The organism is Pseudomonas extremorientalis (assembly GCF_024584605.1).
GTDB lineage: Bacteria > Pseudomonadota > Gammaproteobacteria > Pseudomonadales > Pseudomonadaceae > Aquipseudomonas > Aquipseudomonas extremorientalis.
The window spans coordinates 6,203,776-6,216,516 of the sequence record NZ_CP089519.1 but is presented as its reverse complement, the minus strand read 5'-3'; the positions used below and the strand labels follow the sequence as shown (position 1 = coordinate 6,216,516).

Sequence of the window (12,741 nt, the reverse complement as noted above, 5' to 3'; positions counted from 1 at the left end):
TCCGCGATGCATCCCAATGATGATGACCGCACCCAGTTCATGCCGCGTCCGGGTGGCCGGGCGCCGGAGCCTGTGCGTGCCGAAGCTTCGCCCCTGGCCATGCCGGCCGCACCGATGCTCACCGGCAAGAGCCACGGCCTCAACCCGCTGGAAAGTGCCGCCGGCCCGCTGTTGGCGCTGCTGACGCGCCTGCGCAACACCATCGCCCACCCGGCGCCGGCCAGCTTGCGCGCACAATTGCTGGCCTACCTGCGCCAGTTCGAAGAGCGTGCCGAAGCCGCTGGCATCGCCCGTAACGAAGTGCTTCTGGCGCGTTACGCGCTGTGCACTGCTCTGGATGAGGCGGTGTTGAGCACGCCCTGGGGCAGCACCAGTGACTGGGGCAAGCAGAGCCTGCTGATCACCGTGCACAACGAGGCCTGGGGCGGCGAAAAAGTCTTCCAACTGTTGGACCACTGCCTGCAAAGCCCACGGGAACGCCTGTACCTGTTGGAGCTGTTGTACCTGTGCATGTGCCTGGGTTTCGAAGGCCGCTACCGCGTAATGAACGACGGTCGCAGCCAGCTGGAGACCCTGCGCGAACGCACCGCCGCGGCCATTCGCAGTGCGCGTGGCGAGCATGAGCGTGAGCTGTCGCCGCACTGGCGCGGCGTGACCGTGGCGCGCGATCGCCTGGCGCAATTCATGCCACCCTGGATCGCCGTGGCCATCGGTGTCGCGTTGCTGCTGGCGTTGCTGTTCGGCCTGCGCCTGAAGCTGGCGGCGGATGCCGAGCCGGTGTTCAAGAATATCCATGCCCTGGGCGAGATTCCGGTGCAAGCCATCGACCGTCCGGTGGCGCAGCCCAAAGTCATCGAGCGCCCGCGCCTGGCGGGCTTCCTGGTGGAAGACATCAAGGCCGGCCGCGTGGCGGTGGAGGATGCGGTCGACCGTTCCGTGGTGACCATTCGTGGCGATGAGCTGTTCGCCTCCGCCAGTTCCAGCATCGTCGACGACTACCAGCCGCTGATGCTGCGTATCGCCGACGCCATTCGCAAGGTCAAGGGCCAGGTGCGGGTGACCGGGCACAGTGACAACCGCCCGATTGCCACGCTGCGCTTCCCGTCCAACTGGGCGCTGTCCGAAGCGCGGGCCAAGTCGGTGCTGGAGATCCTGGCGGCCAAGACCGGCCAGGCCGAGCGCTTCAGTGCCGAGGGCCGCAGCGACACCGAGCCGGTGGCGACCAACGCCACTGCCGAAGGCCGTGCCCGCAATCGTCGGGTTGAAATCACCGTATTGGCGGAGGGCGTCGAGTGAAGGCGTTTTTCAGTTTCATGATTCGCTGGGTGATCCCCGTGCTGGGTTTGATTGCCCTGAGCCTGATCATCTGGTTTGTCGGGCCGTTGCTCGACGTGCTGGTACCGGAAGGCCGGCGCTGGGCGCTGATCATCATGGTATTCGCGGTGTGGCTGGCCTACCGCGTGTTCCGTATCATCCAAGCGCGCCGTCAGGCCGCCGAAGTGATGCGCAGCCTGGCCGCCGAAACCCCGGCCGACCCCAACAGCGTCGCCACCGCCGAAGAACTCACCACCCTGCGCCAGCGCATGGACGAGGCCCTGGCCCTGCTGAAAAAGGCCAAGCTCGGTGGTGATGAGCGCCGCAACCTCTACGAGCTGCCGTGGTACGTGATCATCGGCCCGCCGGGTTCGGGCAAGACCACCGCGCTGGTCAATTCCGGCCTGCATTTCCCGTTGGCCGCGCAACTGGGCGCCGGCGCCGTGCGTGGCGTCGGCGGTACGCGCAACTGTGACTGGTGGTTTACCGATCAAGCCGTGCTGCTCGACACCGCGGGCCGCTACACCACCCAGGACAGCAACTCCACGGTGGATAAGGCCGCATGGCTGGGCTTCCTCGACCTGCTGAAAAAACAGCGCTCACGTCGCCCCATCGATGGTGCGTTTATCGCCATCAGCCTGTCGGACCTGCTGCTGGGCACTGACGCCGAGCGCGCCGCCCATGCCGCTGCCATCCGCCTGCGTATCCAGGAGCTGTACACCCAACTGGGCGTGCGCTTCCCGATCTACCTGATGCTGACCAAGCTCGACCTGGTGCCGGGCTTCATGGAGTTCTTCGACAACCTGAGCAAGGAGGAACGCGCCCAGGTGTGGGGCATGACCTTTGCCCTGGACGATGGCAAAAACAGCGACAGCCCATTGGCACACCTGCAAAGCGAGTTCGCCGGGCTGGAACAGCGCCTCAACGAACGCCTGGTCGAACGCCTGCAACAGGAGCGCGACCCGGCGCGGCGCGACCTGATCTATGGCTTCCCGCAGCAGTTCGGCGCCTTGAAGGATTGCTTGCAAAGCTTCCTCGAAGGCGTGTTCAAACCCAATGCCTTTGAAGAGCGCGTGTTGCTGCGCGGCGTGTACTTCACCAGCGGCACCCAGGAAGGCAGCCCGATTGACCGCCTGATCGGCGCCATGGCCCAGAGCATGAACCTGGACCGCCAGCACCTGGCGCGCCAGAGCGGCACCGGGCGCAGCTACTTCATCGAAAAACTCTTCACCGCCGTGGCGTTTGCCGAGCGTGGCCTGGTGGGGGTGAACCCGAAGGTCGAGCGGCGGCGCAAGTGGATTGCGCGGGGTGTGCTGGCCGCCACTGTGGCATTGGTCGTGGTGGTCAGCGGCCTGTGGTGGGTGAGTTACCGCGCCAACCAGGCCTACATCGCCCAAGTCGACCAGAAAGTCGCGCCGCTGGGCCAGACCGTACAGAACCTGAGCCCGGCGCAGCGCGAAGTGCTCGCCGTGCTGCCGTTGCTCAACGCCGTGAAAAACCTGGCGGGCGATTCGCCGAGCTGGTCCGAAGGCCTGGGGCTGTATCAGGGCGATATGCTTGAAGCCGAGTCCGCCAGCGTCTACCGCAAGCTGCTGATCGCGGTGTTCGCGCCACGCCTGGTGACGCGCATCGAAGAACAACTGCACGGCGGCGGCAATTCCGACTTCCTCTACGAAGGCCTCAAGGCTTACCTGATGCTGGCTGACGCCGAGCATTACGACCCGGACTTCATCAAGGCCTGGATCGCCCTGGACTGGGACCGCAACCTGCCCCGCGACCTGCCGGCGGATCAGCGCCAGGCATTGGCCGGGCACTTGCAGTCGCTGTTCGAACGCCACCCGCCGAACGCACGCCTGGATCAACGGCTGATCGACGACCTGCGCCGCCAGTTGCAACAACTGCCAGTGGCCCAGCGCGTATATGACCGGGTCAAGCGCCAGAAACTGCCCGAGGGCATCCCGGACTTTCGCCTCAACGAAGCCGCCGGCCGTGACGCCGCGCTGGTGTTCAGCCGCAAGAGCGGCAAGCCGCTGGGCGAGCCGTTGAGTGGCTTCTTCACCGCCAAGGGCTATCGCCAGGCGTTCCTGCTGAGCAGCCTGAACCAGACCGGCACCCTCGCTGAAGAACAGTGGGTGTTGGGCAACGAACAGGCTGACCAGCAGAACGTCGTGAGCCTGGCCGCCGATGTGCGGCGCCTGTATTTCCAGGATTACCAGCGCCAGTGGGATGCGTTGCTGGCGGACATCGACTTTGTGCCGATCACCAGCGTGGCCCAGGCGGCCGATGTACTGCGGGTAATTTCCGGCCCGACCTCGCCGCTGAAAAAACTGCTGGTGGCGGTGGCCAAGGAAACCGACCTGCAAGCCGAAGAGCGACAACTGGCCGCCAAAGGCGTGCCGGTAGAAGGGGGCGTCGACAAGCTCAAGGAGCGCCTGGGCAGCCTGCTCGGCCAGGAGCAACCGACGGCCAATGCGCCTGCGGCGGCGGAGGATCCGGTGACCGCGCACTTCGCCCAGCTCAACAGCATCGTCAGCAAGAACGAAGGCGAACCGGCGGCTATCGACGGCCTGCTCACCGACATGAACGCGCTGTATGTGCAGGTCAGCGCCATGGTTGGCGCCAGCGGCGATGCGTTGCTCGGCGAGGCGAAGAACCAGGCGGCGGCTGCGGCGACTCGGGTCAGTCTGAATGCCGAGCGCCAGCCGCCGCTGGTGCAAGGCATGGTCAAGTCGGTGGTCAACTCCACCACCAACAGCATGATGGGTGGTGTGCGTAACCAGTTGAACGCAGCCTGGGTCAGCGAAGTGGTCAACGTGTATCGCCAGTCCCTGGCCGGGCGTTACCCGATGTCGCCGGGCAGCGCACGGGATGCCACCCTGGATGACTTCGGCCAGTTCTTCGGCGTGGGCGGAGTGATGGACAACTACTTCCGCAAATACCTGCAGCCTTACGTGGACACCTCGGCGCAGACCTGGCGCTGGCAGCCGGGCGCGGCACAGAAGCTCGGCATTGCTCCGGGCGTGCTGCAAACCTTCCAGCGAGCCGCGACGATCCGCGATGCGTTCTTCCGCTCCGGTGGCACCCAGCCAATCGTGCGGTTTGAACTCAAGCCGGTATCGATGGACCCGACCATCACCCAGTTCCTGCTGGACCTGGACGGCCAGCAGTTGAGCTACGACCACGGCCCCAGCCGCCCGGTGGCGATGCAATGGCCGAACCCCGGCAGCATTGGCGTGGTGCGGATTTCCATCATGCCGCCCTCGGCCAGTGGCCGTTCCGGCGTGACCCTGGACGGGCCGTGGGCGTGGTTCCGCTTGCTGGAGCAGTCGGACCTCACCGCCGGCAACTCACCGGACCGCTTCAACCTGCGCCTGCGCGTCGACGGTGCGAGCATTGCCTACGAGTTGCGCGCCAACAGCGCCTTCAACCCGTTCAAGAGCCGCGTGCTCAGTGGCTTCAGCCTGCCGGAGCGGCTATGACGACGCTGGGCTTCTACGGCAAGTTGGCCAGCCGTGGCGACTTTGTCAGCCGCGCCTTGCCCCAGAGCTTTATCGGCCCGTGGGACAGCTGGCTGGCGGCGGGTTTGCTGGCCAGTCAGAACAGCCTCGGCGGTGAATGGCTCAATACTTACCTGGTCAGCCCGCTGTGGCGCTTTGTGCTGGCGCCGGGCGTGTGCGGGCCGGATGCGGCGGCGGGCGTGGTGATGCCGAGCATTGACCGGGTGGGGCGCTACTTCCCGCTGGCGGTGGTGGCGTTGCTCGATCACGACACCAATCCGGCCTCCCTGGTGGGCGGGCCGGACACTTGGTTCGAGCAGGCCGAGGCGCTGTTGCTCAGCACCCTGGATACCGGTGCGACCTTTGAAGGTTTCAACGAAGGCCTCGATGGCCTGGGCTTGCCGGCGAGTGAGCCGCGTGCCGTGGACAGCCGTTTCGCCGGCCTGCAGCGGGTGGCCGCGACCGTGCCGCAGCAGCGCATGACGGCCCTGGCCGAACAGGCCTGCGACGGCGCGAGCCTGTGGTGGGGGCGTGGTTCGCAACGTATTTCCCCTGGTTTGCTGCGGTGTCAGGGCCTGCCTGCCGCCAGCGATTTTGCGCAGTTTTTGCTCGGACAAGAAGGTGTGGTGTAGATGGGGTCGACGTACAAATCCGCGAGCAAAAGCCATGTGGGCATGGTCCGCCAGGTCAACGAAGACGCCTGCCTGGACCTGCCGGAAAACCGCCTGTGGGTGGTGGCCGACGGTATGGGTGGGCATGCGGCGGGCGACTATGTCAGCAGCCTGATCGTCGACAGCCTGCGCAGCGTGCCGGTGGGGCGCTCCCTGGATGAATACACGGCAGCGCTGCGCAATGACCTGCTGCGCATCAACGCAGCCGTGCGCGAAGAAACCGCCAACCGTGGCGTAACCATGATGGGCAGCACCGTGGTGGTGCTGGCCGCCCGTGGCCTGCGCGGTGTGTGCCTGTGGGCCGGCGACAGTCGCTTGTACCGCCTGCGCGACGGCGTGCTCGAAGGCATCTCCCGCGACCACAGCTACGTCCAGGACCTGCAGGACAGCGGCCTGCTCAGCGAAGCCGACGCGCGTACGCACCCGCGCGCCAACATCGTCACCCGTGCGATTGGTGTGGAAGCCCACTTGGACCTGGCGGTGGTCGACCTGCTGATCGCCCCCGGTGACAGCTACCTGCTGTGCAGCGACGGCCTGAACAAGACCGTCGAAGACCATGAAATCCGCGATGTGCTCAGCCACGACGCGCCGGATGAAATCGTGCGCAGCCTGGTGCACCTGGGGCTCAACCGGGGCGCGCCGGACAACATCACCGCCCTTGTCGTGAAGGTATCGCCATGAACATCGTCATCCCCGGTTATGACATCGAAGGCGAGATCGGCGAAGGCGCCATGGCCAGCGTGTACCTGGCGACGCAGCGCTCGCTGGAGCGCAAGGTGGCGTTGAAGGTGATGGCGGCGGCGCTGGCGGCCGATCCAACCTTCTGCGAGCGCTTCCTGCGCGAGGGCAAGACCCTGGCGCGCTTGTCGCACCCGCACACGGTGACCATCCATGACATCGGCAATGTCGGTGAGCTGTACTACATGGCCATGGAATACCTGCCCAACGGCACCCTCAAGGAGCGCATCGCCGCCGGCATGACACCGGAGCAGGGCGTGACGCTGATCCGCCAGATCGCCTCGGCGCTGGGCTATGCCCACGCCCAGGGCCTGGTGCACCGCGATGTGAAACCGGCGAACATCCTGTTTCGTGCCGATGGCACGGCGGTGCTGTCCGACTTCGGTATCGCCAAGTCGCTGGATGACCGCACGCAATTCACCCAGGCCGGGTTTGCCGTGGGCACCCCCAGCTACATGAGCCCGGAACAGGCGCGGGGCCAGGAGATCGATGGCCGCGCCGACCTGTATGCGCTGGGCGTGGTGCTGTACGAGATTCTGGTCGGCAAGCTGCCTTACACCGGCACCGATGCACTCTCCACGGCGCTGGCGCACCTGACCGAACCGCTGCCGGAACTGCCGGTGCACCATGGCCGTTATCAGGACGTGCTGCGCAAGCTGTTGGCCAAGGACCCGGCTGAGCGTTTCCCGGATGCGGCGGCGCTGTTGCGCGCCTTGGACAACCTGCCGGCGGACTCTCCGGAAGCCACCCTGGTGCGGCCGTTGCCGATTCCGATGAGTTTCGACCTGGCGGGCATTACCCCGGAGTCCATCGAGATTCCCAGTGATAAACCCCAGCCGGTGCGCCAACCGGTGGTGCCGCCGACCCAGCACAGCGAGCAGCGCCGTGGGCCGGTGTTGGCGCTGGCGGCGGTTGCAGTGGCGGTTGCACTGGCGATTGGCGGTGCGAGCTACTGGTGGTTGAGCGGTAGCGACGAGCCGGTGGTCAAACCGCCCGCTGCCGAGGTGCCGAAAGTCACGCCACCGCCGCCAGCGGTCGCCGAAGCGGATGGCGGCCAACGCCCGTTGCTCATGGCCGGCAAGAAGACCCTGTTCCAGCGCGTGCTCAGCAAGCCGGGCGCAAAGCTTTCGACCGATGCGGGCAGCGCGCCAGGCAAGGCCCTGCCGGCGTTTTCCGTGCTCTATGTGTACCAGCGCAAGGACGTCGACGGCAGCCCGTGGGTGCGTGTCGGCGCCGCCACCGATGGGCGCAGCGACGGTTGGTTGCCTGCGTCTCAAGTCAGCGACTGGAAGCAGAGCCTGGTGCTGAAATTCACCGAGCGCTCGGGCCGGGCGCCGGTGATGTTCCTGCGCCAATCCGGCGAAGTGGAAAAACTGCTGGCTGACCCTTCCGCCGCCAAAGGCGTGCTGGCCAAGGCGCAGAAAAACAGCGAAGACAACAGCCAGATCCTCGCGTTGGAGCCTGCCGCCAGCGCCGTCCCGCAGAACCAGTTCTACCTGTTGCCGATCTTCGACTCCAAAGAGAGCTTCGACGAAAACGGCCAACCGGTGCAGTTACTCAATGTCGCCTCCATCGACCCCGGCAGCAGCGCGGCCGCCAAACCCGCGACGCCGGTGATGAATGCCAACGCCGATGCCTTCCGCACGGCCGTGGTGCTGGTGGTGGACACCACCGTGTCGATGCAGCCCTATATCGACCAGATCCGCGATGTGGTGCACGAGTTGCAAACCCGCATCGCCGAGCGCGGCGAGTTGGACAGTGTCAGCTTCGGCATGGTCGGTTTTCGCAGCAGCATCAAGAAAACCCCGGGCCTGGAATACGTGGCCAAGACTCTGATCAGCCTCGATCAGGGCCGCGATCCGCAACGCTTCCTCGACATGGCGCGCCAGGTCAAGGCGTCCACCGTGTCCAGCCACTCCTTCAACGAAGATGCGTTCGCCGGGGTGATGCAGGCGGTAGACGGCATGGATTGGTCCGGTTATGGCGGGCGCATCATCCTGCTGGTTACCGACGCCGGTGCGCTGCGCAAGAATGACCCGTTCGCCGCCACCCAGATGAACGAAGCCGAAGTGCGCCAGGCCGCGCTGGGCAAGCAGATCAAGATCTACGCCTTGCACCTGCGCACCGACGCCGGCAAGAAAACCCACGCCGGTGCCGAGAGCCAGTACCGCATTCTCACTGCCGACGCCAACCCGCAGATTGGCGACCTGTACACCGCGGTGCCCGGTGGCGATGTGCGCAAGCTCGGCGAGCGGGTGGATGAGATCGGCACGGTGTTCGCCAACCTTGTGCATCAGGTGCGCAGCAACACGCCGCAGCCGGTCCCGTTGCTGAGCAGCGCACCGAGCCTGGCGGATAAGTCCGCAGCGGTCGGCTATGCCATGCACATGGATTTCCTCGGCCGCAAAACCGCGAGCCAGGCGCCGCAACTGGTCAGCGCCTGGACCGCCGACCGCGACCTGACCAACCCGGCACTGCCGGCGTTCCAGGTGTGCGTGATGCTGACCAAGTTGCAGCTCAACGATCTGCAGCAGTCACTGAAACTGATCGTCGACGCGGCGCGCAAGACCCAGACCTCGCCCAAGGACTTCTTCCAGGAAATCGCCAGTGCCTCGGCCTACATGAGCCGGGACCCGCAGGCCCTGCGCAAGGGCGGCAATCTGGCCGACGGCGGCATTCTCGGCGAATACCTCGAAGGCCTGCCGTACCGCAGCAAATCGCTGAACATGACCCAGGACCTGTGGTTGTCGTTGAGCGTGGCCGAGCAGGAAGACTTTATTGACGAGCTGGACTCGAAAATCCGCCTCTACGAAACCTTCCACAATGACCTGGCCAACTGGGTCCGTTTCGGCGATGCCGAGCCGGGCGATGCGTTGTACCGCGTTCCGTTGTCGACGTTGCCGTGATGCTCACCCTGAACGCGGTGCACAAGAGCCGGGGCGTCGGTAGCCAGCGCTATAGCCTGGTGATCCCGGCGCTGGCGCTGCGTGCGGGCGAGCAAGTGGCGATTGTCGGGCCCAGCGGTTGCGGCAAAAGCACCTTGCTCGACCTGCTGGCGCTGGTCTTGGCGCCGGATCAGGTCGGGCAGTTCGAGTTTTATCAGCAGGACATTGCCGGGCTGTGGCGCACTGATCGGCAATCCGCATTGGCCGCGCTGCGCAGCCAGCACTTGGGCTATGTGCTGCAAACCGGCGGCCTGCTGGGCTTTCTCGATGTGCGCGGCAATATCGCCTTGTCCCGGCAACTGCTGGGCTTGAAGGACGATGGCAGCGTGGTGCGCCTGGCCGAGCAATTGGAGATCAGCGACCAGTTGGCCAAGAAACCGGCGGCGCTGTCGGTGGGGCAGCGCCAGCGCGTCAGCTGTGCCCGCGCCCTGGCCCATGCGCCGCAACTGGTGCTGGCGGACGAGCCGACGGCGTCCCTCGACCCCCTGAATGCCGAGCGCGTGATGCACGCATTGCTGGCCCAGGCCCGTGAACACCGTTCGGCCTGTGTGATCGCCACCCACGACGAGCCCCTGGCCCGCGCCAGTGGCTTGCAGGTGCGGCGCATCAGTTGCCGTCGCGACACCGATGGCGGCGTCACCGCCACCCTCGGGGAGGTGTGCTGATGCGCATCGGTCTGGTGGCGTCGCTGGCCTGGCAGGATTACCGCAACGATGCCTGGCTGTCGGCCTGTTCGGTGCTGGCGCTGGTGGCGGTGATCGCGCCGCTGCTGGTGTTATTCGGCCTGAAATTTGGACTGGTTAGCAGTTTGACCGAACGTTTGCAGACCGACCCCGCCACCCGTGAAATTATTCCGCTGGGCGGTGGTCGATTCAGCAGTGCGTTTATCGAGCAACTGGGCGAGCGCAGTGAGGTGGCGTTCGCCATACCGCGTACGCGGCAGATTGCGGCGACGGCGCAAGTGGGCACGTTGGCCCTGGAGATGCTGCCGACCGCGTCCGGTGACCCACTGCTGGCCGGCCTGCCGGTGCCCAAGGGCCTGGACCAGATTGTGCTGAGCCACACCGCCGCCGAAAAGCTGGCGGCGCGGCCTGGCGATTGGCTGGAAACCAGCTTTGCACGACAAGTGGCCGGGCGCGTCGAAGCCCAGCGCACGCGCGTGCAGGTGCTGGCGGTGTTGCCGCTGGAAGCCTTTGCTCGTGACGGTTTGTTTGCCGACCTGGGTTTGCTGGAAGCGGCGGAAGATTACCGCGATGGCCGCGCAGTGCCAGCCCTGGGTTGGGACGGGGAGGCTGTAGGCGTCAGTGAGCAGCGCGTGTACCCGGCGTTCCGCCTGTATGCCCGCAACCTTACCGATGTGGAGCCGCTGCGGGTGTACTTCGCGGGGCAGAACCTGTTGGTGTCGACCCAGGCGCAGACCATCGCGCAGGTGCAGTCGTTGAGCCGCAACCTGTCGATCGTGTTCTGGGTGATCTGCGGGCTGGCGTTGGCGGGGGCGTTTGCGGCCATTTTTGCCGGCGCCCTGGCCTGCGTCGCGCGTAAGCGGCGGGAGTTATCAGTGTTGCGCCTGTTGGGGTTTTCCACCGGTGGGTTGTTGTTATTCGTGGTGGTGCAGGCGCTGTACAGCGCGGGTTTCGCCGCCGTACTCAGTGCCGGGCTGTATGGCCTGGCCGAGTCGGGCTTGAATGAATTATTTGTGCAGGTGCCGGGCGAACACGCCAGCCACCTGCTGGCGCGCCATTACGGCCTGGCCCTGGTTGCAGTCCTCGGCGTCAGCGCCGTGGCGGCGGCGTGTGGTGGTTGGCGAGTGGCGCGGATCCAGGCTTCTGAAGGAATCAGAGATGTATAAGTTGCTGGGCGCCTGTGTGGCGCTGACCCTGGCCTCGATGGCCTGGGCCGATGAGGCGAGTGACAAGCTCGACAACCCCAAGCCGTTGGAAGGCGACGTCAGCCTGCCGTTGCCCTGTGAAGGCAACATGGTGTTCCGCTACGCCTACGTGTTGGCCCAGGGCACCCTGGATGACCGCGAGATCAGCCTCGGCTACCCCTTTGCCGAAGGCGAGGCGGGTTATCAGCAATCGTTTATTTCCGGCTACCGTCGCGACTTCATCAATGGCCAGTTCACCCTCAAGGACCTGCCCAAGGACTGGAACAAAGTCATCGCGCCGTTGATGCCGAAGACCGACGCCAAGACCCCGCTCAAGCCCATGCTGTACTTCATCGGCAAGTACGAAGTGACCGCACGCCAGTACGCCCAGGTGATGTCCCAGGCGCAGTCCCTGGCCAGTGGCGAACCGGCGCCGGCGTGCGATGCGCCGACCGGCATGGCCGGGCGCCTGCCCAAGGTGAAACTGTCGCGCTTTGAAGCCGAGCGCTTCTCGGCGGTGTACAGCGCCTGGCTGATGAAATACCACCGCGACTTGCTGCCGGTGAGTGGCCGTGGTTCCTCGGCGGATGACGGCGGATTGGGTTTTGTGCGCTTGCCCACCGAAGTGGAGTGGGAGTTCGCTGCGCGCGGCGGTCATGCGGTGAGCCGCCAGGACCTGGAAGGGCGCCTGTTCCCGCGCCGTGTCGACGGCAGCGACAGCGACGGCCCGCTCAGTGATTACGCGGTGTTCAACCAGGTCGCCGGTGGTACCGGCCAGGCTGCGCGCCTGATGCCCATCGGTACCAAATTGCCCAATCCGATTGGTATGTTCGATGTGATCGGCAACGCCGCGGAAATGGTCCAGGAATCGTTCCAACTGGTCCACGCCGGGCGCCGCCAGGGCACCTACGGTGGCTTTGTGGTCAAGGGCGGCAACTACCTGGAAGGCGAGGGCACGCTGTTCACCGGCATGCGTCGCGAATACCCCTTGTTTGCCGCCGATGGCACCGAGCAGAGCAACGAGACCACCGGTTTCCGCGTGGCGATCGGCGCGCTGTCGGCGCCACGTTCGCGCTACAAGGAGCTGTTCGCCCAATGGCAGAAAGAGGGCCGCCTGGCCTCGCTGACCGACGCCATCGACGACGCCCAGGACCCGACCAAGCGTCTGGACAGCATCATCGCCGCCAGCGTCGATCCCAAACTGCAAGCCGAGCTGGGGCTGGTCAACGAAGAGCTCAAGCGCAACGTCTCGCTGATCGCCCAGCAACGCGAAGAAGCGGCGGGCAACCTGATTCAGTCGGCCGCGTTGGTGGCCGAGACCATCGCCAACTACAACATCCGCCTGGCCAACCTGCAGAAGAGTCGCCAGCAGGCCCTGGACAACAAGGACGCGGCCAGCGCGCAACTGTTCGAGATGGCCATTACCAATGGCCGCAGCGCCCTCGACGGCGCAGTGGCGATCTATATCGATAACCTGGCCACCGGCACGCGCTACACCGATGCGGTGATCCAGGCGCAGTTTCAACGGATCAAGGAAGAGTTGGATCGCAAGCCGGTGCTCGGCAAGAGCCTGGTGACGCGCGCAACACTGTTCGTTCGCCATGTCGGCAACTACCGCAAGCAACAGCGGGCCGACCCGGCAACGATCTTGAAGGAATTGCTCGCAGCGAGCGGTCAGCGATGAGCGCTGGCTGTATAGCGAGCTTGGA

The 12,741-nt window shown here is 65.5% G+C and carries 8 protein-coding genes; all 8 read left to right on the top strand.

What is annotated here, in order from left to right; all coding sequences use genetic code 11:
- Nucleotides 1-6 precede the first annotated feature (6 nt).
- The 8 genes from LUU92_RS28330 to LUU92_RS28295 are packed head-to-tail and all read left to right on the top strand — an operon-like array spanning nucleotide 7 to nucleotide 12,716.
- Nucleotides 7-1,296, top strand: coding sequence for a DotU family type VI secretion system protein (locus LUU92_RS28330; protein ID WP_222540655.1), 1,290 nt, complete (start codon nucleotides 7-9; stop codon nucleotides 1,294-1,296).
- On the top strand, nucleotides 1,293-4,793 hold the full coding sequence (tssM, locus tag LUU92_RS28325) for a type VI secretion system membrane subunit TssM (RefSeq protein WP_257102941.1): 3,501 nt from the start codon (nucleotides 1,293-1,295) through the stop codon (nucleotides 4,791-4,793). Before LUU92_RS28330 ends, tssM begins: the two co-directional genes overlap by 4 nt.
- Nucleotides 4,790-5,443, top strand: a complete 654-nt coding sequence (gene tagF / locus LUU92_RS28320) for a type VI secretion system-associated protein TagF (RefSeq protein ID WP_071488090.1) — start codon at nucleotides 4,790-4,792, stop codon at nucleotides 5,441-5,443. Before tssM ends, tagF begins: the two co-directional genes overlap by 4 nt.
- Nucleotides 5,444-6,163 carry a PP2C family protein-serine/threonine phosphatase gene (locus tag LUU92_RS28315; RefSeq protein WP_071488089.1) on the top strand — a complete coding sequence of 240 codons (720 nt, stop codon included), beginning with the start codon at nucleotides 5,444-5,446 and terminating at the stop codon, nucleotides 6,161-6,163.
- Nucleotides 6,160-9,126, top strand: coding sequence for a serine/threonine-protein kinase (locus LUU92_RS28310; RefSeq protein ID WP_071488088.1), 2,967 nt, complete (start codon nucleotides 6,160-6,162; stop codon nucleotides 9,124-9,126). The genes LUU92_RS28315 and LUU92_RS28310 overlap by 4 nt, the downstream gene beginning before the upstream one ends.
- Nucleotides 9,126-9,830, top strand: a complete 705-nt coding sequence (locus tag LUU92_RS28305) for an ABC transporter ATP-binding protein (RefSeq protein WP_071488087.1) — start codon at nucleotides 9,126-9,128, stop codon at nucleotides 9,828-9,830. Before LUU92_RS28310 ends, LUU92_RS28305 begins: the two co-directional genes overlap by 1 nt.
- The gene (locus LUU92_RS28300; RefSeq protein WP_071488086.1) at nucleotides 9,830-11,014 is read left to right on the top strand and encodes an ABC transporter permease family protein; all 1,185 of its coding nucleotides are present in this window, start codon (nucleotides 9,830-9,832) and stop codon (nucleotides 11,012-11,014) included. The genes LUU92_RS28305 and LUU92_RS28300 overlap by 1 nt, the downstream gene beginning before the upstream one ends.
- Nucleotides 11,007-12,716 (top strand): formylglycine-generating enzyme family protein, encoded by a 1,710-nt coding sequence (locus LUU92_RS28295; protein WP_071488085.1) that lies wholly within the window; start codon nucleotides 11,007-11,009, stop codon nucleotides 12,714-12,716. The genes LUU92_RS28300 and LUU92_RS28295 overlap by 8 nt, the downstream gene beginning before the upstream one ends.
- Nucleotides 12,717-12,741: the final 25 nt, after the last annotated feature.